This window comes from Sutcliffiella horikoshii, from assembly GCF_008180725.1.
Taxonomy (GTDB): domain Bacteria; phylum Bacillota; class Bacilli; order Bacillales; family Bacillaceae_I; genus Sutcliffiella_A; species Sutcliffiella_A horikoshii_B.
Genome location: NZ_VTEV01000003.1, coordinates 522,095 through 547,488, shown reverse-complemented (window position 1 = coordinate 547,488; position 25,394 = coordinate 522,095). Strand labels below are relative to the sequence as shown.

Annotated in this window: 23 protein-coding genes, 1 riboswitch and 1 other annotated feature; of the genes, 15 read left to right on the top strand and 8 right to left on the bottom strand. The window is 41.1% G+C overall.

The annotated features are described in order from the left end of the window. Nucleotides 1-302 precede the first annotated feature (302 nt). A riboswitch (SAM riboswitch) is annotated at nucleotides 303-469 on the top strand. Nucleotides 470-646: 177 nt separating this feature from the next. Beyond that, the gene (metK, locus tag FZC76_RS09525) at nucleotides 647-1,846 is read left to right on the top strand and encodes a methionine adenosyltransferase (RefSeq protein WP_148987974.1); all 1,200 of its coding nucleotides are present in this window, start codon (nucleotides 647-649) and stop codon (nucleotides 1,844-1,846) included. Nucleotides 1,847-1,917: 71 nt separating this feature from the next. Here the strand turns inward: metK and abc-f are convergent, their stop codons facing one another. From abc-f to FZC76_RS09505, 5 genes are all read right to left on the bottom strand, one after another. Next, nucleotides 1,918-3,801 (bottom strand): ribosomal protection-like ABC-F family protein, encoded by a 1,884-nt coding sequence (gene abc-f / locus FZC76_RS09520; RefSeq protein ID WP_148987973.1) that lies wholly within the window; start codon nucleotides 3,799-3,801, stop codon nucleotides 1,918-1,920. Between the two features lie 131 nt (nucleotides 3,802-3,932). Further along, on the bottom strand, nucleotides 3,933-4,064 hold the full coding sequence (locus tag FZC76_RS23625) for an RAxF-45 family protein (RefSeq protein ID WP_316246599.1): 132 nt from the start codon (nucleotides 4,062-4,064) through the stop codon (nucleotides 3,933-3,935). A gap of 122 nt (nucleotides 4,065-4,186) precedes the next feature. Then, nucleotides 4,187-5,329 carry a glycosyltransferase family 4 protein gene (locus tag FZC76_RS09515; RefSeq protein WP_148987972.1) on the bottom strand — a complete coding sequence of 381 codons (1,143 nt, stop codon included), beginning with the start codon at nucleotides 5,327-5,329 and terminating at the stop codon, nucleotides 4,187-4,189. Nucleotides 5,330-5,346: 17 nt separating this feature from the next. Next, nucleotides 5,347-5,889: a phosphatase PAP2 family protein gene (locus FZC76_RS09510; RefSeq protein ID WP_392396825.1), complete on the bottom strand. Its 543-nt coding sequence runs from the start codon at nucleotides 5,887-5,889 to the stop codon at nucleotides 5,347-5,349. A gap of 200 nt (nucleotides 5,890-6,089) precedes the next feature. After that, a complete protein-coding gene (locus tag FZC76_RS09505; RefSeq protein ID WP_148987971.1) occupies nucleotides 6,090-6,608 on the bottom strand; it encodes a gamma carbonic anhydrase in 519 nt (172 codons plus the stop codon). Between the two features lie 81 nt (nucleotides 6,609-6,689). Here FZC76_RS09505 and FZC76_RS09500 point away from each other — a divergent pair, with 81 nt between their 5' ends. Next, nucleotides 6,690-7,481 (top strand): alpha/beta hydrolase, encoded by a 792-nt coding sequence (locus tag FZC76_RS09500; protein WP_148987970.1) that lies wholly within the window; start codon nucleotides 6,690-6,692, stop codon nucleotides 7,479-7,481. A 2-nt stretch (nucleotides 7,482-7,483) separates the two neighbouring features. Beyond that, nucleotides 7,484-8,554 (top strand): tetraprenyl-beta-curcumene synthase family protein, encoded by a 1,071-nt coding sequence (locus FZC76_RS09495; protein ID WP_148987969.1) that lies wholly within the window; start codon nucleotides 7,484-7,486, stop codon nucleotides 8,552-8,554. A 101-nt stretch (nucleotides 8,555-8,655) separates the two neighbouring features. Here the strand turns inward: FZC76_RS09495 and FZC76_RS09490 are convergent, their stop codons facing one another. Continuing rightward, nucleotides 8,656-9,228: a class I SAM-dependent methyltransferase gene (locus FZC76_RS09490; protein WP_148987968.1), complete on the bottom strand. Its 573-nt coding sequence runs from the start codon at nucleotides 9,226-9,228 to the stop codon at nucleotides 8,656-8,658. Next, a complete protein-coding gene (locus tag FZC76_RS09485) occupies nucleotides 9,225-10,184 on the bottom strand; it encodes a TIGR01212 family radical SAM protein (protein ID WP_187442021.1) in 960 nt (319 codons plus the stop codon). The genes FZC76_RS09490 and FZC76_RS09485 overlap by 4 nt, the downstream gene beginning before the upstream one ends. 165 nt (nucleotides 10,185-10,349) lie before the next feature. On the opposite strand from FZC76_RS09485, the gene FZC76_RS09480 reads away from it, so the two are divergent. The 12 genes from FZC76_RS09480 (at nucleotide 10,350) to FZC76_RS09425 (ending at nucleotide 24,544) form a co-directional block, all read left to right on the top strand. After that, nucleotides 10,350-10,613: a YtzC family protein gene (locus FZC76_RS09480; RefSeq protein ID WP_010195299.1), complete on the top strand. Its 264-nt coding sequence runs from the start codon at nucleotides 10,350-10,352 to the stop codon at nucleotides 10,611-10,613. Nucleotides 10,614-10,628: 15 nt separating this feature from the next. Continuing rightward, nucleotides 10,629-10,793: a glycogen biosynthesis protein GlgD gene (locus tag FZC76_RS09475; RefSeq protein WP_148987966.1), complete on the top strand. Its 165-nt coding sequence runs from the start codon at nucleotides 10,629-10,631 to the stop codon at nucleotides 10,791-10,793. Nucleotides 10,794-11,209: 416 nt separating this feature from the next. Then, on the top strand, nucleotides 11,210-12,409 hold the full coding sequence (locus FZC76_RS09470) for an MDR family MFS transporter (RefSeq protein ID WP_187442020.1): 1,200 nt from the start codon (nucleotides 11,210-11,212) through the stop codon (nucleotides 12,407-12,409). Nucleotides 12,410-12,576: 167 nt separating this feature from the next. Continuing rightward, complete coding sequence (gene htpG, locus FZC76_RS09465) at nucleotides 12,577-14,457, top strand: molecular chaperone HtpG (RefSeq protein WP_148987965.1); 1,881 nt, start codon at nucleotides 12,577-12,579, stop codon at nucleotides 14,455-14,457. Between the two features lie 509 nt (nucleotides 14,458-14,966). Continuing rightward, nucleotides 14,967-15,347 (top strand): VOC family protein, encoded by a 381-nt coding sequence (locus tag FZC76_RS09460; RefSeq protein WP_148987964.1) that lies wholly within the window; start codon nucleotides 14,967-14,969, stop codon nucleotides 15,345-15,347. A gap of 129 nt (nucleotides 15,348-15,476) precedes the next feature. After that, nucleotides 15,477-16,847: a sigma-54 interaction domain-containing protein gene (locus FZC76_RS09455; protein WP_148987963.1), complete on the top strand. Its 1,371-nt coding sequence runs from the start codon at nucleotides 15,477-15,479 to the stop codon at nucleotides 16,845-16,847. Nucleotides 16,848-17,098: 251 nt separating this feature from the next. Next, nucleotides 17,099-18,421: a GntP family permease gene (locus tag FZC76_RS09450; protein ID WP_148987962.1), complete on the top strand. Its 1,323-nt coding sequence runs from the start codon at nucleotides 17,099-17,101 to the stop codon at nucleotides 18,419-18,421. A 29-nt stretch (nucleotides 18,422-18,450) separates the two neighbouring features. Beyond that, complete coding sequence (locus FZC76_RS09445) at nucleotides 18,451-19,227, top strand: 3-hydroxybutyrate dehydrogenase (protein ID WP_148987961.1); 777 nt, start codon at nucleotides 18,451-18,453, stop codon at nucleotides 19,225-19,227. Between the two features lie 107 nt (nucleotides 19,228-19,334). After that, nucleotides 19,335-19,578: a binding site (T-box leader), on the top strand. 51 nt (nucleotides 19,579-19,629) lie between these two features. Beyond that, nucleotides 19,630-22,047, top strand: a complete 2,418-nt coding sequence (leuS, locus tag FZC76_RS09440) for a leucine--tRNA ligase (RefSeq protein WP_148987960.1) — start codon at nucleotides 19,630-19,632, stop codon at nucleotides 22,045-22,047. A 106-nt stretch (nucleotides 22,048-22,153) separates the two neighbouring features. Then, on the top strand, nucleotides 22,154-22,459 hold the full coding sequence (locus tag FZC76_RS09435; RefSeq protein ID WP_148987959.1) for a rhodanese-like domain-containing protein: 306 nt from the start codon (nucleotides 22,154-22,156) through the stop codon (nucleotides 22,457-22,459). Between the two features lie 389 nt (nucleotides 22,460-22,848). Further along, a complete protein-coding gene (locus tag FZC76_RS09430) occupies nucleotides 22,849-23,838 on the top strand; it encodes a nuclease-related domain-containing protein (protein ID WP_187442010.1) in 990 nt (329 codons plus the stop codon). A 67-nt stretch (nucleotides 23,839-23,905) separates the two neighbouring features. After that, entirely contained in the window at nucleotides 23,906-24,544 is a 639-nt protein-coding gene (locus FZC76_RS09425; protein WP_148987957.1) for a hypothetical protein, read from the top strand. A gap of 39 nt (nucleotides 24,545-24,583) precedes the next feature. Here the strand turns inward: FZC76_RS09425 and FZC76_RS09420 are convergent, their stop codons facing one another. After that, a complete protein-coding gene (locus FZC76_RS09420) occupies nucleotides 24,584-25,195 on the bottom strand; it encodes a hypothetical protein (protein ID WP_148987956.1) in 612 nt (203 codons plus the stop codon). Nucleotides 25,196-25,394 lie beyond the last annotated feature (199 nt).

Below are 25,394 nucleotides of genomic sequence, written 5' to 3'. Positions count from 1 at the left end.
TGAAAATTAATAGGAATTCGTTAACATTTTGTGAAAAAGAGGCTTATCCCACTGGAAAAGCTTAATATTCATAAAATGAAAGCGTTATCATTTTATGCCTGTCCACTAAAATTTTCACCAAACGTCCTATCTCATTATAAACCTTGCCATCCAGAAGTAAAAGGAAATGATAAAGAGATTTTCAAGAGAGAAGATCTATATTATAAGAAAGCAATTATTTCCTGTAAATTGATGTCGAATTTTTTCTCTTTTTTGTTGACATAAAAGGTTTTAGTACGCTAATATAAAACCTTGAACGGATACTCTTATTCCGAGCTGGTGGAGGGACAGGCCCTATGAAACCCAGCAACCTGCTCAAAGGATGAGCGAGCGCAAAAAAGCACGCCGCTGTTTTGTATTAGGCCAAGTTTTTGGTCGCTTGAGAAAAGGTGCTAAACCTGAGCAAGGCTTTGACCTTGACCGATAAGAGTGAAAGGCTAATTCTCGACATCAAACCTTTCCTCAATTTTGTGGGAAGGTTTTTTCTATTTTTACACAAGATAACATAGAACATCACAATAGGAACTGAGATCCGTATCAAATATAACTGCTGTACATGAAGAGAAGTCAAACGCTTTTCATAAGTAAAAAGGAGGAACTTTTTTTAATGACTAAACAACGTCGTTTATTTACTTCTGAGTCCGTAACGGAAGGGCATCCGGATAAAATTTGTGACCAAATTTCTGATTCAATCCTAGATGCAATCCTTACAAATGATCCAAATGCACGTGTAGCGTGTGAAACTTCCGTAACTACTGGATTGGTGTTGGTTGCTGGTGAAATCACTACTTCCACGTATGTTGACATCCCGAAAATCGTTCGTGAAACAATCCAAGGCATCGGTTATACTCGTGCAAAATACGGTTTTGATGCGGAAACTTGTGCAGTACTTACTTCCATCGATGAGCAGTCTGCTGACATCGCAATGGGTGTTGACCAAGCTCTAGAAGCTCGTGAAGGTCAAATGTCTGATGCAGAAATCGAAGCAATTGGAGCTGGGGACCAAGGTCTAATGTTCGGATTTGCTTGTAATGAAACAAAAGAATTAATGCCATTACCAATATCATTGGCGCACAAGCTTTCTCGCCGTTTAACGGAAGTAAGAAAAGATGAGGTTCTTCCTTACTTACGACCAGACGGTAAAACGCAAGTGACAGTAGAATATGATGAGAACGACCAACCGGTTCGTATTGATACTATCGTTATCTCTACTCAGCACCACCCTGAGGTTTCCTTGGAGCGTATCCAACGCAACATCAAAGAATACGTAATCAAGCCGGTAGTTCCTGCTGAATTGATTGACGAGAACACAAAATACTTCATCAACCCAACTGGCCGTTTCGTGATCGGTGGACCACAAGGGGATGCAGGTCTTACAGGACGTAAAATCATCGTTGACACTTACGGTGGATACGCTCGCCATGGTGGTGGAGCATTCTCCGGTAAGGATGCAACGAAAGTAGACCGCTCTGGTGCTTATGCTGCGCGTTATGTGGCTAAAAACATCGTAGCAAGTGGACTTGCTGACAAATGTGAAGTTCAATTAGCTTATGCGATCGGTGTTGCTCAACCAGTATCTATTGCAGTTGATACTTTCGGAACTGGTAAAGTTTCTGAAGAAAAATTAGTTGAATTGGTTCGCAACAACTTCGACCTTCGTCCAGCAGGAATCATCAAAATGCTAGACCTTCGTCGTCCTATCTACAAGCAAACTGCAGCTTACGGCCACTTTGGACGTAATGATCTGGATCTTCCTTGGGAGCAAACAGATAAGGCTGATGCTTTGAAAGAGCAAGCGAACGCTTAATATATGTTAATAAGAAAAACCGCCCGGAAATGAGGCTCTTTGAGAGCTTTATTCATGGGCGGTTTTTAGTTTTATAGGATTTCTTCTAATTTTACATATAATGAATCTCTTTTCGTTTCTAAAAGAGTGAGCTCTTCTTGTAGCCTTTGAAGTGTTAGCAAATCCTCTTCATTGTTCATTAGCGTTTCCAGCTCATTTATCTCTGTTTCTAAATCCTCTAATTTTTTTTCAACCTCTTCGAAACCAATACTTTCAGAGGTTGGAGTGGAATGCTTTATTTTTTTCTCTATCTCGACAACTTTAGGAAGATCAGCAACCTTTTTCCTCTCTAACTCCTCCCGCTTTCCACGCGCATACTGATAATTCCCCTCATAGGTAACGAGTACCCCATCTTCTAGCCAGCATGTTTTTTCGAAATATTTATTTAAGAAATATCGGTCATGGGAGACGGCGAGGATGGTACCGTCAAACTCTTCCAGTGCTTCTTCTAGCACCTCACGGGAATCTATGTCAAGGTGGTTGGTCGGCTCATCCAATATTAGCAGATTGATGTCCTGGTGCATGAGCTGAGCCAAACGGAGGCGCATTTTTTCGCCGCCGCTTAAATTCTCGACTTTTTTGAATACAGATGCGCCATAAAACAAGAATTTAGCTAGCACATGTCTTGCTTGTTCCTGTGTGATAGAAATGTCTTCACGGAAAGCTTCAATTAATGTTTGGCTTGGATTACCGGCCTTGATGTGCTGAGAAAGATATCCTATTTTTACATTACTGCCAAGTTTCACTAAACCGCTGTCTGCCTCTAGTTCCCCAAGAAGTATTTTTAGAAGAGTAGATTTCCCTGTACCATTCTGACCAACAATTGCAGCCCGTTCTTTAAAATAAACCGCAAGATCGATGTTTTTGAAAAGATCTTTTGTATCAAATGATTTACGTACACTTTCCATTATTACCACATCTTTTCCGCTACGATCTGTGGCATCAAATTGAAGACCCATTGCCTTTCTTTCTAGGATAGGACGTTTTAATTTTTCCATTCTATTCAAGGCTTTCTCCATGCTTTTCGCACGACGGTGCATGGCAGCATTAGGTGGATTGCTTTGATTCGCCCATTCTTTCAGGCGTTTGATAGCTTCTTTCATTTTCTTGATTTTTTTCTGCTGTTCTTGAAACGCGGAGAATTCCAACAGCAATCGTTCTTCTTTCTCCTTAAGGAAACCACTGTAGTTAGTGTGGTACGTGTGGATCTCCCCGTCTTCTAAATCGATAATTTTAGTTGCAACTTCATCTAGAAAATAGCGGTCATGTGATATTGCAACAACTGTACCATCATAATCCTTTAAATATTGCTCGAGCCATTCTACTGAAAAAATATCAAGATGGTTGGTCGGCTCATCCAGCAATAATACATCCGGGTTTTGCAACAGGATAAATCCTAAGCATATTTTTGTTTGCTCTCCGCCACTCAAGCTTGAGAATCGCTGAGAAAGTAGGGAGGTGATTTTTAGTCCGTTTGCAATCCGCTGAATGGAGGCATCCATTTCGTACCCTCCCATAAAACCATAGCGTTCTTGCAGTACTCCGTATTCATGCATAATCTTGCTTAACTCGTTCTCTTCCACAACGTCCGCCATTTGTTTTTCTAAAGACCTTAACTTATGCTGCAGTTCCACAGTTTCTCTGAATGCGGAAAGTAATACATCTTCTCCTGTTGTCCCATCAGGATAGGAGGGGATTTGGGCAAGGTAACCGATTTTTGCGCCTTTTTTTATATGAATAGCTCCATTATCAGGAGCTTCCAATCCACTAATCAGTTGGAAAATTGTCGTCTTTCCGCTTCCGTTTCTACCAACAAGTCCAATTCGGTCATTTGCCTGGATTTCCATAGAAACATTCTCAAAAATCATCGTACCTGCAAAGCTTTTAGTTATATTATTTAATGTACATATCATCATATTAAGTTCACTCCTTCAGAATTTAAACGCACAAAAAAACCATGAGTAAGAAGAAGCCTTCTTTCCCATGGTTTTTATCTAGACGCAAAGTACACGATGCATCTGGTGTGTGTGGGGCTAAAGATCTCTTACTATCTGTCTTTTCTATTCAGCTGTCTAAAAAAGGACATACGTGTCCCGTTGATAGCTGAATCATGAAAAATTGCACGACAAATATGCAAGTATGACATATATTGAGTGCGAGCATTTACAGATAGTAACATCTTTTTCCCTCCTTCCGAACAAGTAAGATAAATATATTATATAATATTCCATTTTAAAGTTGCAAATCTTTTAATAATTTCTTCGTTTTAACAGGAAAAGGAGGCGCAGTGGCCTCCTTTTCTTATGCAAGTATTTGTAGTTTTTGTGGTGTTAAAGCACTTTGGTAATCGTGAAGCAGTCTTTCGAAAACAGAGTCCCAAGATTGCTCCAAAGCATAGTGGCGGCCCGCATAACCCATTTGTTCTCGTTTTTCTTCGTCTTCTATGAGACTAGTGATGGCAGACGCAAAAGAAATAGCGTCATTTGGGTTGCACAGATGCCCTGTCACCCCTTGTTTAATGATTGTCTGGACACCTCCAGCATTAGCACCCACTACAGGTGTCCCAGATGCCAAGGATTCTAAGACGACATTCCCAAAGGTTTCGGTTGCAGAAGGAAAGACGAATACATCAGAACCGGCATAGATCTCTGCCAGGTTTTGTCCAGACTGAAAGCCGGCGAAAGTCATATTGGTGGGGGCATTGTTTTGTAATTCTTGTTTGATTGGTCCGTCTCCTACTATAAGCCAGTGCACATCATGACGTATTGTTTCAGGCAGGGAAGATTGAATGTTTGGAAGTAAGGCCACATCTTTTTCAGGGGCAAGTCTGCCAACGTAGGATAGGATATATTTTTCTTTTATATTAAATTTGTTTTTTAAGAGTTGAGAGGATGTACCTGGATAGAATACTGAGCAGTCAACTCCTCTAGGCCAGATAGCAGTATTGGTGAATCCGTGATTCTTGAGGTGGTTCTGGGTGTCAGTGGATGGAACAAAAATCTTGCGTAATGGGCGATGAAACCAACGCATATAGCTCCAAAGTACTTTTGTCAGAAATTGAAGGTCGTAGTATTCGAGGTATTTGTCAAAGTCCGTATGGTAAGAACCCACAACTGGAATGTCGAGTTTTTTTGCATAGTGAAGTCCGCAAAGGCCGATATTAAATGGGGTTGCAACATGAATGAGGTCTGGTTTGAATTTTATTAGCTCGGCCTTCACGGACAGTATATTCGGTAATGCAAGTCGGCAATCGGGATATAAGAAGAATGGAAGACTTGCAAAGCGGTGGACCTGGCTGGAAAAAAGGTCTTTGTTCGTACTTTCTGGTGCAAATACTCGGTATTCCAATCCTTTGTTGTCCAAGTAATTGGTCAAACGTTTTAACGTCTTTGCGACACCATTGACATCTGGTGCAAAAGTGTCTGTGAAAATGGCAATTTTCATAGTGAGCCTCCTTCTTTTTATGAAAATAGTGGAATGATTAGTAGAAAGGAAAATATTCCTGTGCTGCTTCCGAGTATCATTCCAACTGCAACATCCGATGGATAGTGAAGTCCAAGATAAATCCTTGAAATGCCTACACATAACGCCAGAGGTATTAAAAGGATTGCCAGTGGCGGAAGAAATAGGACAAAAGGAATTATACTTGAGAAAATGGCAGTAGTATGACCAGATGGAAAGGAGTGATCTTTAAGCGGGTTTGTGGCCACTTTGATCTCAGCAAGCGCTAGGTATGGACGGCGTCTTGGATATAGTTTTTTTGCAATAGCTACAGGTATGTGACTAAGCGCCAATGATAGCCCCGCTGCAATAGCTGTATGTTTTAGGGAATGATTGCTGAAGATAATGAAAAGTAAGAGGGTGCAAATGGTAAAAGTGGCTCCGCCAACATGAGTAATGTTGCGAAAAAAGAAATTCACATACTTTCTGTCAAAATGACGATTCACACTGCGAAACAAATTGCATTCAAATTCGTAGAAATTAGCTAGTAATTTGACCATCATTAGGACTCCTTTTAGCTAGGTTTTATTCTTATTTATATTTTAGATGGAGAATATTTAGGAAGTTATAAGACTATGTAAAGAATGGGTAAGAATTTGGTGATGGAAAATTTACAGAAATTTTAGAATAAAAACACCACCCGGTTTTTGGGTGGTGTGTGGGATATATATTTTGCATTAATGATTGACCTTTAATCAAAAAATCAACTTTGTATGGATTTGTAGAATTGGCCTTTTTCGACGTATTCTCTTCGTATGCGGGCCATGTCTAGTTTGTCTTCTTCTGTTAGTTCGCGGACTACTTTGGCGGGGCGGCCAAATGCAAGTGAATTTGGTGGAATGCGTTTTCCAGGTGGAACAAGGCTGCCGGCACCGATGAAGGAGCCTTCTCCAATTTCAGCTCCGTCTAAAATGATGGAGCCCATGCCAATTAAGGCGTTTTTGCGAACAAATCCGCTATGTAGTGTACATTGATGCCCAACTGTGACATCATCTTCTATTATCAAAGGCTTATTCGGACTTTGATGTAATAGGGATTGATCTTGTATATTTACTCTATTCCCGATAATGGTCGGCGCAACATCTCCGCGAATGACAGTATGAAACCATATGCTGCTTTCTTTTCCTATGGTCACATCACCAGTGATCACGGAGAAGTCTGCCAAATAGGCTGTCTCATCAATTTGTGGTTTTTTATCTAGATATGGGTATATTTTATACATGTGTTCCTCCAGCTTGTAAGAATTGATTGTTTTATTTTATTATATCAGAAAGAATTTTATATTTTTAAGGGAGTGTTTGAAATGTGGAAATGGGAGGCTGAAAATCCGAAAGGCACCATCGTCATTGTCCACGGAGCTCAGGAGCATCACGGGAGATACACGTGGTTGTTAGATCAGTGGAAAACAAACGGGTATAATGTCATTATGGGGGATTTGCCTGGGCAAGGTCTTTCCACACGGAGAAGAGGGCATATCGATAATTTTGATGAGTATATAGAAGAAGTAGAAAAGTGGATCAAAGAAGCATACCTCTTGAAACCACCTGTCTTTGTTATCGGACATAGTATGGGAGGATTGGCAGTTATCCGTACACTTCAAGAAAAGAAGCCGTTGATGGTCGACGGTGTTATCTTATCTTCACCATGCTTGAAACTGTTGCATCATCCAACCAAAGGGCTCGACGTCCTTTCTAAAGGGCTTAACTTTATCTTGCCGAAAACAAAGTTTAAAACGGGTTTGACGATAGATAAAGCTACAAGAAATGAAGAAATACGAAAAACTGCTGCAGGAGATGAGCTTTACATCACGAAAGTGTCTGTTAGATGGTATCGTGAACTTGTTCAATCGATGAATCAGGCTTTTACGGGCATTGAAAAATTCCCGGATGTTCCTGTTTTGCTTTTGCAGGCAGGAGAGGACTTGGTTGTGGACAAATTTGCATCAGAAACATGGTTTAATTCCCTTTCTGCCAAAGAGAAAACGTATAAGGAGTGGGAAGGACTTTACCATGAAATTTTCAATGAACCAGAGCGTGCACGTGTTTTCCGTTATGCAAAAGCTTTTGTGGACTTACAATTAGAAGGAAGTGACTGAATTTGAAGGTACCCACCCATCCTTTTTCTTTGATGAAAAGAGTGTATCGAGATGTGTTTCCTGTTGTATATGAGGAGCTGGAGCTTTGGAAAAAGAGGGCTTCTGTTATTCCAGATGAGGAGCTTCGCAAGCAGGCACTGGCAAGTATTGAGACGAAAGCTTTCCATTGTGAAGGGGGAGGGATCCTGTCTTTACTTGCAGGTGCTGATTTTCGTAATGCGGTGAAATTCATTGTTGCATATCAGACTATCAGTGACTATTTGGATAACTTATGCGACAGAAGCACATCGTTGGATCCTAAAGACTTTGAAGCACTGCATGAGTCCATGCCGGACGCTTTGACGGTCGGAGAACCTTTGAAAGAGTATTACCGATTTCGGGTTGAACAGGATGATGGGGGGTATCTCGCAAGTTTGGTGACGACCTGTCAGGAAGTGTTAAGGTCTCATCGTAATTATGAATTAATAGCTCCGCATCTAGTTAGGCTTGCAGGCTATTATTGTGATTTGCAGGTACATAAGCATGTGATTGAGGAAGAACGCGTGCCGAGGCTGGAAGAATGGTTCTCTCTTTATAAAGAGGAGCTGCCTCCCATGGAATGGTATGAATTCTCGGCTTGTACAGGATCCACTCTTGGGATATTCTGTTTGGTTTCGCAAGCATACCGCGAATCCTTCACCTCCCAACATGCCGAGAAAATAGTAGGTGGTTATTTCCCTTATATTCAGGGGCTACATATTCTGTTGGATTATTTCATTGACCAGGAAGAGGATATAGATGGTGGGGATCTCAATTTTTGTACTTATTATGAAAGTGAGTCTGTGTTTATGGACAGATTACAGCATTTTATGGATCAGGCAGATGCCTATACAGCTGGATTGCCATTTGAGAAATTCCACCGCCTGATAAATCGCGGCCTGCTCGGAGTCTATCTTTCAGACCGTAAAGTCCACGAATGCAAAGACATCTCCTCCATGGCCAAAAGCATCATCAAAGCAAGCGGCGGCACCGCCTACTTCTTCTACATGAACGGACGGGCTTACCGCAAATTTCAAAGCTGGCGGGGGGCGTAAAGCGTGGAGAGGGGAAGGCTTTAGTGGTTTAGAGAACTGAAGAGGAGTCTGACCCTCAATGCGTTAATGCAACAAAGGAACCGGCATCTCTGCCGGTTCCTTTATTTTTTTTCGATTGCGATGATGAATGGTGGGTTGTTGATTTGGTTGATGAAGCGGTATTGAAGGACGTGGGCTTTTTTTTGGTCGAGTTTGGTGACGTAGTCTAGAAGTGCGTCGCGTTCGACTTGTCCTTCTGGGTGTCCGTGGTAGATGACGAGGACGATCACTGCCTCTTTTTCCATCACAGATAATAGGTTGTCGACGGCTTGTATCGTACTTTCTGGAACTGTCACAATGTCTTTGTCGCCACCAGGAAGATAGCCGAGGTTGAAAATGGCTCCTCTGATTAGTCGATGTTTTTCCAAAGGAATTCGTTTCAACACTTCGGCATGACTGTCTTCAAAAAGGGTGACTCGTGCCTCCAACCCATGCTCCGCCAGCAAAGTTTTCGTGTTCGACAGTGCTTCTTCCTGTATATCGAAGCCATACACATGGCCGGTTTCCCCGACAAGCTCTGAAAGGAAAAGGGTGTCATGGCCGTTTCCGACCGTACAATCCACAGCTATATCCCCCTCAGATAAGGCGAGCTTCATGATCTTTTTGCTATAAGGCAATACTCGTTCTAATTTCATCGTCCATCACCACTATTATAATATTTCCCCTGCCAGCTATCTCGTTTTTTCAACTCTGCATCAATGGCATTTAGTACAGACCACTTGTCCACACTCCACATGGGACCAATCATAATATCAATAGGACCGTCTCCTGTAATACGGTGGACGATCATCTCTGGCGGTAAGATTTCAAGCTGGTCGCAAACAAGTTGGATGTAATCCTCAAAAGACAGAAATTCAAGCATCCCTTTTTCAAATTGCTTCACCATCGGAGTGCCTTTCAAAAGATGCAGCAAGTGAATCTTGATACCTTGAACGTCTAACTTTGCAACAGCTTCTGCAGTCTCCATCATCATTTTATTATCTTCAAGCGGCAGCCCGTCAATGATATGTGAACATACACGAATACCGTGTTTACGCAGTTTATTGACACCTTCTACATACGTTTGGAAGTCATGTGCTCTGTTAATCAACAGTGCGGTACGCTCATGAACGGTTTGGAGGCCAAGCTCCACCCATAAATACGTGCGTTCATTCAGTTCTGCCAGATATTCGACCACATCATCCGGTAAGCAATCTGGACGTGTTCCGATGGAAAGTCCGACTACACCGTCTAGTTTTAACACGGTTTCGTATTTTTCCCGCAGAACTTCAACAGGTGCATGCGTATTGGTAAAAGCTTGAAAATAAGCCATGTATTTGCCGTCTTTCCATTTGTGATGCATTTTATTTTTAATTTTATTAAATTGTGTAATCAGGTCATCAGCTCGATTTCCTGCAAAGTCACCAGAACCGGCGGCACTGCAGAAAGTACAGCCGCCATGTGCCACCGTACCGTCCCTATTCGGACAATCAAAGCCGCCATCTAACGCGACTTTAAATACCTTATGCCCAAAATGGTTACGTAAATGATAATTCCAAGTGTGATATCGTTTATCTTCAACGGAATATGGAAACGGATTTTGCGCATTTATTTTGTTCATCCGTACTCCTCCTCTTTTTTATCCATTATTGCTAACAAACCATTTTAGCATGTAAATTGCTTCTGCTTCAATGCTCCTCAATTTTTTAGCATGGTCTAAAGAAAAATGAGCAAAATAAAGCCGAGTACACAGAAAAAATGTGGGGTGAATGGAATCATGGCAACAAGAGAATCGGTTGAACAGTTTATACAGCAATGTGAAGATGCATTGCGCAATGCACATGCACAGTACACAGAAGCAAAACAATTGGAACACTACAATGATACAGAGTTTACAAGCGCTCAAGAGCAGATTGAGGCAACGTATAATGACTTAATGCACCTTTCCCAAAGTTGTAACGCACAGCAACGTGAGCAATTGAACCGCATGCGTCTTCAATTGCAAAACCTGCAAAATGAAATGACTTTATTGAGACATTAAGGGAGGCTACCATCAATGAAAAAACGTTCTAAGCAAAATAACCCGGAACAAAAAACGAGAAATGCAGAGAACACTGCAGTCGAAATGGGAGCAGAATATAATCCGGTAAGGGAAGTAAAGCAAAAAAATCTGAAAAAGTCCCAGCCTGTCCGTTCTAAAAATCATAGCGAAAACGAGTAGTAAGCAGCCTTAGTGCTGCTTTTTTACATGCAATTTGAGTCTTCTAGATAAGTGAGAAATGTTGCATTCTGTCCGCATACTAGATAAAAATGTGCAAAGTTACAATAGTCTTTGCAAAAGTCACAATAACCCTTGAAAAAGTTACAATCCACTTTGAAAAAGTCACAACAACCCTCGGAAAAGTCACAATAACCTCTGAAAAAGTTACAATCCACTTTTCAAAAGTCACAATAACCTCTGCAAAAGTTACAATAACGCTCTAATAATCACCATCCCCCTCCAGCTCATCCCAAAAGTCAGAATACATACACTTTCAAATTTCAAGATATTTATATTGAAACTCCCTTCAAAACGGATTACAATTATTTTGGATTTCGAAATAATTGGTTGAAGGAGGGCATGCAGTGATGCGAAAAATGCCCAGAGCCCTTTGGTTATTAGTTATTGGAATGGCAATAAACGTAACAGGGGCTTCTTTTTTATGGCCGTTAAATACAATATACATTCATGACATACTTGGAAAATCTCTCTCTGTAGCGGGCCTTGTTTTGATGGTCAATGCCGGAGCAAGTGTCATTGGTAACCTGATCGGGGGCATCCTTTTTGATAAAATTGGTGGCTACCGGTCGATACTGTTGGGGATTACCATCACCATCACAGCATTAATTGGGATGACCATCAATCACTCGTGGACTTTTTATGTGGTGTATCTCACCATCATCGGTTTCGGTTCCGGTATTGTTTTTCCATCCATGTATGCAATGGCCGGTTCTGTCTGGAAAGAGGGAGGGCGCAAAGCATTTAATGCCATGTATGTGTCGCAAAACCTCGGAGTCGCAATTGGAGCTGCGTTAGGTGGACTTGTTGCAGACATCCGCTTTGACTACATATTCCTAGCGAATACGGTCACATATGCGGTCTTTTTCACTATAGCATTATTCGGTTATCGGAAAATCCAAGCAAACCCTACTAGCCAGACTTCGGTGTTGGATCAAAAGCGCAAAATAAAAGATCATACTAAACTTTACGCTTTGTTAACGGTATGTATCGGTTATTTACTGTGCTGGATGGGCTATGTCCAGTGGCAGACGACCATTGCTACACATACTCAATCGCTTGGCATTTCCCTTAAACAGTACAGCATTTTGTGGACGATCAACGGGGCATTGATAGTGTTGGCGCAACCTATCATCTCGTGGATTGTCAAAAAATATACCAAAACGCTGAAAACACAAATCATCGTCGGTTTGGTTATCTTCATTATTTCTTTTGCAGTCGTTGGCGTAGCAGAACAATACACAGCCTTTGTAGTAGCGATGATCATTATTACAATTGGAGAGATGTTTGTCTGGCCGGCAGTTCCAACTGTCGCGAATCAGCTTGCTCCAAAGGGGCGTGAAGGATTCTATCAAGGAATTGTGAACTCAACGGCAACAGGAGGACGAATGCTTGGACCTTTCATGGGTGGAGTATTGGTGGACCTCTCCGGCATGGGGATGTTGTTTGGAGTGCTGATGGCCTTTATGCTGATCGCCATTTTCACCACTTCCATTTATGATCGAAAATTAAAAGCCTCTGCAACAAATGTACCTGAGTTGTCTAAAAGTGCATCCTAAACAAGCAACTAAACGGTGTGATTCAAATAATCGAATCGCACCGTTTTTTCGTCCATTTCTATTGACATAAAATATCCAAATATGATAATTATTTTATAGAGTATTAGCACTCGTCGTTTGAGAGTGCTAAAATATAGTCATACATATTTGGAAGGAGAAATCAGAACATGACAAAAAAAGAATTCCAAGCTGAATCTAAACGACTGCTAGAAATGATGATCAACTCCATCTACTCCCAACGTGAGGTATTTCTACGTGAGCTCATCTCCAATGCAAGTGATGCAATGGATAAAATTTATTATCGCGCATTAACAGATGATTCTCTTACATTCGAAAAAGACAACTATTTTGTAAAAGTTATCCCAAATAAAGAAAACAGAACCTTAACCATTGTGGATACAGGTATTGGGATGACAAAAGAGGAGCTAGAAGCAAACCTTGGTGTTATTGCAAAAAGTGGTTCCTTGGCATTTAAAAAAGAAAATGAAATCAAAGACGGACATGACATCATCGGACAATTTGGTGTTGGCTTCTATGCGGCATTCATGGTTGCGGATGTAGTGACGGTGACAAGTAGAGCACTTGGCAGCGATGAGGCGTACAGATGGGAATCAGAAGGTGCGGATGGGTATACAATTCAGCCTGCCGAAAAAGACTCTGTCGGTACCGAAATCGTTTTGAAAATAAAAGAAAATACAGAAGACGAAAGCTATGACGAGTACTTTGAAGAGTACAGATTAAAGTCCATCATCAAAAAATATTCCGACTTTATTCGCTACCCAATTAAGATGGATGTTACGACGTCCAAACCGAAAGCGGACAACGAAGAGGAACTAGTAGAAGTAACAGAAGAGCAAACCATTAACAGCATGGTGCCGATCTGGCGTAAAAACAAATCAGAATTGACTGATGAAGATTATGAGAAATTTTATCATGAAAAGCACTATGGTTTCGACAAGCCGTTAAAGCATCTTCATATTAGTGTAGATGGTACAATTCGCTATAACTCTATTTTATATGTTCCAGAGAGTATCCCATTCGATTACTATTCTAAAGAATTCGAAAAAGGGTTGGAGCTATATTCGAGTGGCGTACTAATTATGAACAAGTGTGCGGACTTACTGCCTGACCATTTCAGTTTTGTGAAAGGGTTGGTAGATTCTGAAGATCTTTCCCTTAACATCTCTCGTGAAATGCTGCAGCAAGATCGTCAGCTGAAGTTCATCGCGAAGAACTTGGCAAAGAAAATTAAGAGTGCCTTGCTTGGCATGATGAAAGACGAGCGCGAGAAATACGAGAAATTCTTTGAGGCGTTCGGCCGTCAATTAAAGTATGGAGTTTATGCGGAATATGGAGCTAACAAAGAGCAGTTACAAGACTTGCTCATGTTCTATTCTTCCACAGAGAAAAAACTTGTGACATTAGATGAGTATATCTCCCGCATGAAAGAGGACCAAAAGTATATTTACTATGCAACGGGTGAGTCCAAAGCAAGAATTGAAAAGCTCCCTCAAACAGAGCTTGTATCGGATAAAGGATATGAAATGCTTTATTTTACAGAAGATATTGATGAGTTCGCTATCAAGATACTGATGAATTACAAAGAGAAAGAGTTCAAAAACGTATCAAGCGGCGATCTTGGAATTGAATCTGAAGAAGATGACAAGCAAACGGAATCCGAGCAAGAAGCTAACAAAGAAATGTTTGAAGCGATGAAGGAGATCCTTGCTGATAAAGTTTCAGCGGTTAAGGTATCTAAGCGTTTAAAAACACATCCAGTCTGCCTTTCAACTGAGGGAGAAGTAACCATTGAGATGGAAAAAATCCTTAGTGCGATGCCGGATAACCAAAATATCAAGGCTAATAAGGTACTGGAAATAAACACAAACCATGAAGTGTTTACTGCGTTGAAAAGTGCGCATGAGGGAGATCGTGAAAAACTTGCGTTGTACACAAACCTATTGTACAGCCAAGCATTATTGATTGAAGGTTTGCCACTTGAAGATCCTGTTGAGTTTACAAATGATATCTGCAAAGTAATGGTGTAAGAAAATAATACAGGCCAACCCTGCTCTTTAATGAGTGGGATTGGTTTTTTTGTTAATTGAGGAAGAGTTTAATATAGTTGATCTCTGTTCCAGGCGCTTCGCTTGCCTACGGGCGTCTACGCGTTTTCCACTCCAATCAACAAGATGACTTCATTCAATGAAGGGTTTATGAAGAGGTATTTATCTAGATTAACTGATAAAGCATTAACTCTTAGTTTTCGAAATTTATAGCTGTTGATTGGAGCAAAAGGCGAAGACTCCTGAGGGAGATAGCGCTAGGTGGAGACCCCGCAGGCTTGCCGAGGAGGCTCCAGCAGTGCCCCTAGGAAAGCGAAGCCATTTGCGGAAATCAACAGCGACGTTTATCTAATAAGCAAAAGTTTATAAGATAAATAGAAATGCCAATTGCTCGGTTTTCATTATTGCTTACAAGCTTCCAAATTTTCAAAGGGATTTTACATAAAATACCGAATAGTAATCAAGTGAACCTAAAAGGAGGGCGAAGAAACATGCAAAAAACATTGCCAATTAAAAATCAAATGAATGGTGTGTTTATTCACGTATCTAATCTAAGTAAATCCGCTAAGTGGTACTCTGATCTACTTGGGTTGGACCTCAACCCAGAATTGGTACAATCGCCTGTGTACAACATCCCCTTAGTAGGAAGCAGTTCGTTGACACTAGATGATCACACCTTTGATCCAGGATTTAAGCATGTTCCGAGCAATGCACCTTTATTCAATTTTTATGCACCAGACATTGATGAAGCTTATCAATATATCCAATCAAAAGGCATTGAAGTGACACGGGAGATAGAGTGGGTAGGAGAGACAGCGTGGTTTAACATTAAAGATCCCGATGGTAATGTAGTCATGGTATGTAATTGCTGATCAGAACCTACATGAAATAAAGCCGATGAAGTACTTTCGCTTCATCGGCTTTATTTTATTTATGAAATCGCTCTCATTACTATCTGATTTTTGTGATATATTTATTTCAGATAAGCAGGAGGGGTATAGATGGGAGTAAAAGAAAGCTTACTTACAGATGAAATGATGGATACCATTATTGCCAACGCTTTTGAATGGATCGTGGTGGTCAATCATGAAGGTAAAATTATCTACATGAATGATAGTTATTGTGATTTTATCGGGGTAGACAATAAAGAAGTCATAGGACAGCACGTAACACAAGTCATAGAAAACACCAGGATGCATGAAGTGGTCAAGACGGGAAAGGAAGAGCTAGCCGACCTTCAATATATAAGAGGAAACTACATGATAGCCAATCGTGTGCCTATTTTTAATAAAAACGGTGAAGTAATTGGTGCATATGGTACGGTAATTTTCAGGGACACTAGTGAATGGGATAAAATGAACAGTCATGTGAAAAGCATGCTCGGGAGAATCCGAAACTATCTACAAGAATACGAGCAACAAACAGGTGTGAAGTACACGCTAGAGGATATTATCGGAAACTCAAAGCTTATCAAACTGTTAAAAGAGAAGGTAAAGCAGATTGCCGCAAGTGATGTATCCATCCTCATTAGGGGAGAAAGCGGAACGGGAAAGGAACTGTTTGCGCATAGCATCCATCAGCTAAGCGACCGAAGTCAAATGCCTTTTATCAAATTGAATTGTGCTGCGATCCCAGAGCATCTTTTGGAATCCGAATTGTTTGGATATGAAGAAGGAGCCTTTACAGGAGCCAAAAAAGGCGGGAAAAAGGGGAAATTTATGCTTGCTGATGGTGGTACGCTGTTTCTTGATGAGATTGGGGACATGTCCCTGCCTATGCAAATTAAGCTTTTGCGTGCCTTGCAAGAAGGAGAAGTGGAGCCGGTTGGTGCTATAAAGCCGATACAAGTGAATGTGCGTGTGATTGCAGCGACTAACCGACCGCTAGAAAAGATGATGGAAGAAAAGCGGTTCCGAGAGGACCTTTATTATCGCATTCATGTTATACCTTTTCAAATTCCTTCCTTAAGAGAGAGAACGGAAGATATTCCGCTGCTTGTTGAGCATTTTATTCAAAAGATTTGTAAACGGACAGGTAGAAGGGTGACATCTGTTACTGAGGAAGCACTTAATGCATTGTTGCGTTACAGGTGGCCGGGGAATATAAGGGAACTTGAAAATGTCATTCAAGCTGCTGTACATTTATCCAAAGGTGAAAAACTGACATCGGAAGCACTTCCAGATTACTTAAGAGATTCCTATACCATTCCAATTGGCTCCAAACCGTTAAAAGAAACGTTAGAGGATGCAGAGAGACAGGCTATCCTTCAAACGTTAGAAAAGTTCCAACAGGACAAGTTGATTACAGCGAAACAACTTGGTATTAGTAAATCAAGCCTCTATGAAAAGTTAAAGAAATACGAGATAAAATAGCCATCAAGACTTTTGGTTTAAGAGTCCAGATTTCCGGAAAACATTCCAGATATCTGGACTCCTTTGTTTTATAGCAGTTCGTCTGTTTTGTCCAGATTTCCGGAAAAACTTTTTGTTCGAAATATTGAAACAATTAAACTATTTAGTTGGCACGCTTCTTGCATTGATAAATACGGAAAGAAAAATAATAGGTAAAAAGTTTACGACATTTTGTAAGCGTTTACCAAAAGGAGAAAAAGGGGGAAAGAAAAATGTGGAGCATGATCGGTCTTATTGGTGGTTTGGCATTATTAATTTTTTTAACGATGAGAGGGATGAACCTTCTTGTAGTAGGTCCTCTGTCAGCATTATTTGTCGCTCTTTTAAGTGGAATGCCGTTATTTCCACAACTAGTAGCTGAAGGGGAAGTCAACTTTGTCAGTAGTTATATGGGCGGCTTCTCGTCCTTTGTGACTTCCTGGTACCTTATGTTCTTGCTTGGTGCCATTTTCGGAAAAGTAATGGAGGATAGCGGAGCGGCAGATTCCGTTTCCAGATTGGTTGTGGATAAGCTGGGCATGAAATTTGCTGTTCTAGCTATTGTTGCTGCTTGTGCGATTTTAACTTACGGAGGAGTAAGCTTGTTCGTTGTTGCATTCTCCGTTTATCCAATGGCAATCAGCTTGTTCAAACAAGCTAACTTGCCGCGCCGATTTATTCCGGCTGCACTGGCATTTGGATCTGTAACTTTTACGATGACTTCTGCAGGGTCTCCAGAAATTCAGAACTGGATTCCAATTCCGTACTTGGATACAACCCCATATGCAGGTTGGGAAGTAAGTGTGCTTGTTGCGGTGTTTATGATGATTTTCGGATATTGGTGGTTGAAACGAATGATTACCAAAGCGGTTGGTCGAGGAGAGACGTTTGTTTCTAGAGATAGTGACCCTACAATTGATGGAAATAGGCCACTTCCGAATCCTTTATTGAGTTTTATTCCATTAGCAGTAGTTTTAATTATCTCTTTCATTTTCCATGATGATTTGAAGCAATCTGCTCTAATTATCGCTTTACTTGGCGGTATCATCACAACTTATGTACTTGGCAGAAAATACTTTAAGGATTTTTGGAATGCAATTTCAGAAGGGACAATGGGTGCTTTGATTGCTATCGGTAACACTGCTGCAGTAGTAGGTTTTGGCGGAGTCGCCAAAGCGGTGCCTGCATTCGGCACGGTCGTTGAGGCAATGACCAACATCCCGGGCAGCCCGTTAATAGGTGCAGCAATTGCAGTCAGCGTAATCGCAGGTATGACAGGATCAGCTTCTGGCGGCCAGGTAATTGCCTTGCCATTAATTGCCCCACATTATATGGACATGGGCGTAAATCCCGAGGCACTTCACCGTACTGTTGCAATTTCTTCCGGTGCGCTCGATTCCTTGCCACATAACGGTTATGTTGTAACGACCGTCCGAGCAATCTGTGGGGAAACGCATCAGGCGGCATATGGGCCAGTTGCAGCATTGACGGTCATCGTTCCGTTGATTGGATTGGCTATTGCTATCGCATTATTCTCTATGGGACTAGGAATCTAATATTTTTTTCCTGAAAGGAGTTTGGAGCAGTGGTAAAAGATAAAGTTGTTCTCATTACGGGAGCAGCCCAAGGAATAGGATACGAAATAGGAAAACAATTTGCCGAAGCTGGTGCAAAGGTCGTGCTGACGGATCTGCATGAAGAGAATGTCGTGGAGGCCGGAGAAGGATTAAATCGCCTTGGTTTGACAGCTAGAGGATTGCGTTGCGATGTAACGTCTGAAGAAGAGCTCAAATCTGCAATTGATGCAACGGTTTCTGAATTCGGAAGGTTGGATGTATTGATTAATAATGCGGGACTTCAATATGTTTCTATGTTGGAAGACTTCCCGACTGAAAAGTTTGAGCTCCTTACTCGCGTGATGCTCGTCGCACCATTTGTCGCGACAAAGCATGCTTTTCCTGTAATGAAAGCTCAAGGATTCGGAAGGATATTGAACATGGCTTCCATTAATGGCTTGGTTGGATTTGCCGGGAAAGCGGCATATAACAGTGCAAAACACGGAGTGATTGGTCTGACAAAGGTGTCTGCCTTAGAGGGGGCAGCAGATGGAATCACTGTCAATGCACTGTGTCCTGGCTATGTCGATACTCCGCTTGTCCGAGGTCAATTGAAGGATCTTGCAGAAACAAGAAAGGTGCCTTTGGAAAAAGTGCTGGAAGAAGTCATTTACCCATTGGTTCCACAGCGGAGACTGCTAGATGTAAAAGAAATAGCCGATTATGCAATGTTCTTAAGCAGTGACGCTGCTGGCGGCGTTACCGGTCAGGCAGTCGTGATTGATGGTGGGTATACGGTGCAATAAAAGTAAGCTGCTGTATACTATTTCAAAAAACGTCCATAATGAATATTAGTGAAAATACCCCTTGCAGTTTTTTACTAAATTCATTACAATACAAACTAACAACTAAAACTTTTACGTTGAAAAGGATTAGTAGTGGACGAAACGAGCATAGAGAGTTGACGGGTGGTGGAAGTCAACAAACGATCGGACATGAACTCGCCTTGGAGTAGCAGGTGTGAACCCTTCTAAATGGAAGGCAGTAATATTTCGCCGTATCATCCGCGTTAAGGATTCGAGTGATTATCATATTTGTGATAATAATCTGGGTGGTACCGCGGTAGGTTAAGTATATTCAAACCTCTCGTCCCTTTATTGGGATGAGGGGTTTTTTGTATTTATTTGAGTTAACAGGAGGAAGAAAAGATGTCATTTCAACATCAGTCCATTGAACAAAAATGGCAAAAGTATTGGGAAGAAAACAAAACATTTAAAACGCAAGAAGAAAAAGGGAAAGAAAAATTCTACGCACTAGACATGTTCCCATATCCATCTGGAGCAGGCCTGCACGTAGGTCACCCAGAAGGATATACAGCAACAGATATCCTGTCCCGTATGAAGCGAATGCAAGGACAAAACGTCCTTCATCCAATGGGGTGGGATGCATTCGGTCTACCTGCAGAGCAATATGCTTTAGACACAGGAAACGACCCAGCAGAATTTACGGAACAAAACATCAACACATTCCGCAGACAAATCAAGTCCCTAGGCTTCTCCTATGACTGGGATCGCGAAGTAAACACAACTGATCCCGAGTACTATAAATGGACACAATGGATCTTCTTAAAGCTTTACGAAAAAGGATTGGCATATGTGGATGAAGTTCCAGTAAACTGGTGCCCTGCATTAGGTACAGTTTTAGCAAACGAAGAAGTAATTGACGGGAAATCCGAACGTGGAGGTCATCCGGTAGAACGCCGTCCAATGCGACAATGGATCCTTAGAATTACCGAATACGCAGATCGTCTATTGGAAGACTTAAACGAATTGGATTGGCCGGAAAGCTTAAAAGATATGCAACGCAACTGGATCGGACGTTCAGAAGGTGCGAATGTACATTTCAGCATCGACGGTACGGATGAGAACTTCACCGTTTTCACAACACGTCCAGACACACTTTTCGGTGCAACATACGCAGTACTTGCTCCTGAGCATCCTTTGGTGAAAAAAATCACAACTGATGAACAGCGTGATGCAGTAGAAGCGTATATCGCAAAAGTTCAAAGCAAGAGCGACCTTGAACGTACCGAGCTTTCCAAAGAAAAATCCGGTGAGTTCACTGGTGCTTTCGCAGTAAACCCTGCTAACGGAGAGAAATTGCCAATCTGGATTGCCGATTACGTGTTGATGAGTTACGGGACTGGTGCCATCATGGCAGTACCGGCGCATGACGAGCGCGACTGGGAATTCGCAACTAAATTCGAGCTTCCAATCATAGAAGTAGTTGCAGGTGGCGATGTTACCAAAGAAGCATACACAGGCGACGGGGAGCACGTTAACTCCGATTTCTTGAATGGTCTTGGAAAAGAAGAAGCAATCTCCAACATGATCGATTGGTTAGCAGCTAACGAAAAAGGCGAAAAGAAAGTATCCTACCGCCTTCGTGACTGGTTGTTCAGCCGTCAGCGTTATTGGGGCGAGCCGATTCCAATCATCCATTGGGAAGATGGCACAACAACAGCGGTACCGGAAGATCAGCTGCCGCTTGTATTACCGAAAACATCTGAGATCCGACCATCAGGTACAGGCGAATCCCCGCTTGCTGCCATTGAGGACTGGGTGAATGTCGTAGATCCTGAAACAGGTAAAAAAGGCCGTCGAGAGACAAACACTATGCCGCAATGGGGCGGAAGCTGCTGGTACTACTTGCGCTATATCGACCCGAAAAACAGCGATAAATTAGCTGACCCTGAAAAACTAAAAGAATGGTTGCCGGTCGACATCTACATCGGTGGAGCAGAGCACGCCGTCCTTCACTTACTTTACGCTCGCTTCTGGCATAAATTCTTATACGATATCGGTGTGGTTCCAACGAAAGAGCCATTCCAAAAACTTTTCAACCAAGGAATGATCCTTGGCGAAAATAACGAAAAAATGAGTAAATCCAAAGGGAATGTCGTAAACCCTGATCACATCGTGGAATCCCACGGTGCCGACACACTTCGTCTATACGAAATGTTCATGGGACCACTTGAAGCATCCATCGCATGGTCCACCAACGGACTAGACGGATCCCGCCGCTTCCTTGACCGTGTGTGGAGATTGTTTGTGGAAGAAAACGGCAAATTAAGCTCCAAAGTTGTGGAAGTGACAGAAGAAGACACATTAGAGAAAACGTACCATGCTACCGTGAAAAAAGTAACGGAAGACTACGAAGGCTTGCGCTTCAACACGGCTATCTCACAAATGATGGTCTTCATCAATGAAGCGTACAAAGCAGACACCATTGCTAAAGATTACGTCGAAGGCTTCGTAAAAATGCTTTCACCAGTCTGCCCACATATTGCAGAAGAACTATGGGAAAAGCTTGGTAACGAAGGCACTATCACTTATGAGGCATGGCCGACATTCGATGAATCCAAACTAGTAGAAGATGAAATCGAAATCGTGGTCCAAGTAAACGGTAAGCTTAAAGCGAAACTTTACGTTCCATCCGACGCTACCCGCGAAAAAATGGAAGAAATCGCTCTTGCCGATGACACGGTAAAAGAAAGCATCGAAGGCAAAACAGTACGCAAAGTCATTGCTGTTCCAGGGAAGCTTGTGAATATTGTAGCGAACTAATCATAGATAAATGCAAGACTGCCGCCGTCCGGTTTGGCAGTCTTGTTTTCTTTTTGTTAAAATAGAGGTAATTACATTACACTACATAGAATCGAGGTTTTCACACATGTCAGAAATCCAAACAATTACCACTGATGAGTTGAAGAAGAAACTTGACGCAGGCGAAGAACTTCACCTCGTCGACGTCCGCGAAGACGAAGAAATCGAAATGGGCAAAATCAAACAAGCAGAACACATCCGCATGGGTGATATCCCAGAAAACCTGGACAAGCTAGACAAAAACAAAGAATACATTGTAATCTGCCGCTCTGGTCGCCGCAGCGAAAACGTCTGCCACTACCTGCAAGACCAAGGCTACAAAGTCCGCAACATGGAAGGCGGCATGTTAGAGTGGGAAGGCGACGTAGAATAATTTGATACTTGTGAGACCACTGACCAGTGGGCGAGAAATGGGCCGCTGGTTGGTGGTTTTTTTGGTTTTTTTGAAAGTAGGTAATTGGGGGTTGGGTTCTCTAAAAAATAGGTAATTAGGGCTTGCAACGGGGGGGGGGAGTAAGGAGGTATCTTGCACCGCAATTCGAAATATCACAATAACTAGTGAAAAAGTTACAATACCGATCAAAAAAGTCACAATCCCATTGGAAAAAGTTACAATAACGCTTTGAAAAGTTACAATCACAACAGAAGTGAGATGCTTCGTGGTTTATACAGAATATTCGTTTCAATTTTTTGTGTAGAAAAAGGAGGAATTATGTATAACGGTGTCTAATTGTAATGGCATACCAAAGTAGAGGTGATCTTTTGATAAAAAAACAAAGAACAATTCCCTTAAGAGCGCAAATTTTAAGAGCAATGAAGAGGAGGGTACATCCAAACCACGATAAATACGAAGATTTATTGATGGAACTAGGTATAAAAGAAGCAGGTATCTATGGCGAACAGTCTCTCGATTATTACCTTAAACTCCTTCCCGAAACAGACACCCCATATTATATCTTCCATGATTTAAGGCTCCCATATAGAGACTCTCATTTTCAAATAGATACTCTTATTTTATTTTCAAATTTTTGTTTACTCCTCGAGGTAAAATATTTACGAGGAATCATATACTTTGATCCTAAAAACAATCAACTTATACAAGAGGTAGAGGATAAGCCGCTTAAAGCTTTACAAGACCCCATACTTCAAGTTAGCAACCAGTGTTTTAAACTGACTTCATGGTTGAAACATAAAAATCTCCCAAAGGCCCCTTGTGAAAAGCTGGTTGTGTTAACCAACCCAAAAGTTATCGTAAAAGTCCTCTCTTCCCCAAGCATTGTAGAAAAACATGTGATAAAAAGTCCGGCTCTTTCCGAAAAAGTAATCCCACTCTATAAAAGAAATTCAACCCATTACTACGATAAAAAAACTTTAAACAAAATTTCCAGATTATTAATTAAAGATCATACTCCGCTTCAAAGCTCTCCGATTGAACAATATAAAGTTAGACCGATAGACATAAGAACAGGAGTATTTTGTCCAAATTGTTCTCCTCATGTAGTGATGGGAAAAATCCATGGGAAATGGAAATGTACTACTTGCTCATTGATTTCAGGTGATGCATATGTTGAAACTCTGAAAGATTACGCTTTATTAATCAGCTCTGAAATTACTATGAGGGAGCTGAAGAGATTTTTACGTATTGAGGATAAGTATATTATTAGAAGGTTGTTAAAGAAATTAGAAATAAAAGGAGAAGGCAACACCAAATCCCGCACCTACAACCTCACCCCACTTCTTATAAAAACTTGAAACCATTCCCAAACTCAGTCGTATATTGATATATACACCATCCGCCAGAAAGGAGGCCACATCAACCATGGACTTCATCGACCAAAACATTTTTCCACTTTTTCTTCTTATGATAGGTGCATTACTCTTCATGGATGCAATTACAAACTTCCAACAAAAAGGAGTTTCAAAGATTTCCACTGGTAATAGATTTCAAGGAATACTAATTACAGGGCTCATAACACTTGGATTATTGGTTTACACGACTTCTAATAAATATTGGGATATTAACTCTCTCTTTTTGGCACTAAGTCCAATACTTGTGCCATTTATCATAATGATCATGCAAAGAAAAAAAGACGAGATACATATAAAGAAGTATGAACCCCAGAAAGTCATGGATATTTTAGAGAAGAAACTTAACGACAAAAGATATTCTTTTAATAAAGACGTCAAAGCAAATGAAGATTATATCAGCAGCAACTATATCACGAAGTATTATTTAGATGACTCTAATCAAACCATCAAAATAAAGTGGAAAGATCTTGAAACAAGTGGTTTGGAGGTGGAATTCCAAAATTTTGCCGATAAGGATTTCATAAATGAAGTAGTGGGGGACCTTCGGGAGGAAAGGCCACCTATCTCATTCTTCAAATTCAACAAAATATCACTGATTATCTCAGCAATCGCTATATACATTGGGAGCATGCAATTGCTTGGATTCTAAACATAAAAGGAGCATCGCTCATTAACAGCGAAGCTCCTTTTATTTTTCAATCACACAATCGTTTATTTGGGTTACGACATATCCTTGTGGAAGCATGTTAATCACTTGTTCCATATTCTGTAGAGAGTTCATATTTGAATAAAAATTGAACCCTTGCCCATCATGGCTCACCTTCAACGCGGCAATATCTTTATTTCTACATAGCTTAGGAAAAGAGTAGCCATTTCGAGATATAAGTTGAACGATATTTTTAAACGATATACCGTAAAATTGATTTTGTGTTGCTAGGTGGTAGGTTTCTGTCATGATTAATTGCAGCTCTTCTATGGAAGAGGCTTCGATTTGAAAAAATGGGGGATGATAGGTAAAGTTTTTGCCTCCCGTGGAATACATTCGCTTATCGGTAAAATAGTCAACCGAATAGGAGAAACCCAAGCCTTCAAAAATCCGCCTCATTTTTTCTTCCTCATCATATCCTTCAACCAATACATTTAAAGGGAAAATATTAAGCTTCCCAATAAAATCTAAAAGCAACTGCTTGTTTTCTTCCTGATAATCCACATCTTCAATCCTATAAAGATAAAAACGATAAAACCCATCACCCTCTATTTCACTAAAATCTCCATCTTCTGAAATCCAAACTTCTTTCACTCACATTACCCCTTCAAATCAATAAAATTCTCTAACTCTATTATATTCGACGTAAAGAGCAAAAACCCTTTGGGGGTCTGACCCCCAAAGGGTTTTTTTTCTCATTTTTTCTCCATTTCCCCCAAACCAAAGTATAAAACCGAAACTTTCCACCTATACATAGTAATAGAATACGAGCTATCTATACACCAGGCTATAA

Excerpts from the sequence above, each read along its gene's own strand:
- metK (WP_148987974.1), top strand. The coding sequence starts at position 647 with ATGACTAAACAACGTCGTTTATTTACTTCTGAGTCCGTAACGGAAGGG.
- abc-f (WP_148987973.1), bottom strand. The coding sequence starts at position 3,801 with ATGATGATATGTACATTAAATAATATAACTAAAAGCTTTGCAGGTACG.
- FZC76_RS23625 (WP_316246599.1), bottom strand. The coding sequence starts at position 4,064 with ATGTTACTATCTGTAAATGCTCGCACTCAATATATGTCATACTTGCAT.
- FZC76_RS09515 (WP_148987972.1), bottom strand. The coding sequence starts at position 5,329 with ATGAAAATTGCCATTTTCACAGACACTTTTGCACCAGATGTCAATGGT.
- FZC76_RS09510 (WP_392396825.1), bottom strand. The coding sequence starts at position 5,889 with ATGATGGTCAAATTACTAGCTAATTTCTACGAATTTGAATGCAATTTG.
- FZC76_RS09505 (WP_148987971.1), bottom strand. The coding sequence starts at position 6,608 with ATGTATAAAATATACCCATATCTAGATAAAAAACCACAAATTGATGAG.
- FZC76_RS09500 (WP_148987970.1), top strand. The coding sequence starts at position 6,690 with ATGTGGAAATGGGAGGCTGAAAATCCGAAAGGCACCATCGTCATTGTC.
- FZC76_RS09490 (WP_148987968.1), bottom strand. The coding sequence starts at position 9,228 with ATGAAATTAGAACGAGTATTGCCTTATAGCAAAAAGATCATGAAGCTC.
- FZC76_RS09480 (WP_010195299.1), top strand. The coding sequence starts at position 10,350 with ATGGCAACAAGAGAATCGGTTGAACAGTTTATACAGCAATGTGAAGAT.
- FZC76_RS09475 (WP_148987966.1), top strand. The coding sequence starts at position 10,629 with ATGAAAAAACGTTCTAAGCAAAATAACCCGGAACAAAAAACGAGAAAT.
- FZC76_RS09470 (WP_187442020.1), top strand. The coding sequence starts at position 11,210 with ATGCCCAGAGCCCTTTGGTTATTAGTTATTGGAATGGCAATAAACGTA.
- htpG (WP_148987965.1), top strand. The coding sequence starts at position 12,577 with ATGACAAAAAAAGAATTCCAAGCTGAATCTAAACGACTGCTAGAAATG.
- FZC76_RS09460 (WP_148987964.1), top strand. The coding sequence starts at position 14,967 with ATGCAAAAAACATTGCCAATTAAAAATCAAATGAATGGTGTGTTTATT.
- FZC76_RS09455 (WP_148987963.1), top strand. The coding sequence starts at position 15,477 with ATGGGAGTAAAAGAAAGCTTACTTACAGATGAAATGATGGATACCATT.
- FZC76_RS09450 (WP_148987962.1), top strand. The coding sequence starts at position 17,099 with ATGTGGAGCATGATCGGTCTTATTGGTGGTTTGGCATTATTAATTTTT.
- leuS (WP_148987960.1), top strand. The coding sequence starts at position 19,630 with ATGTCATTTCAACATCAGTCCATTGAACAAAAATGGCAAAAGTATTGG.
- FZC76_RS09435 (WP_148987959.1), top strand. The coding sequence starts at position 22,154 with ATGTCAGAAATCCAAACAATTACCACTGATGAGTTGAAGAAGAAACTT.
- FZC76_RS09425 (WP_148987957.1), top strand. The coding sequence starts at position 23,906 with ATGGACTTCATCGACCAAAACATTTTTCCACTTTTTCTTCTTATGATA.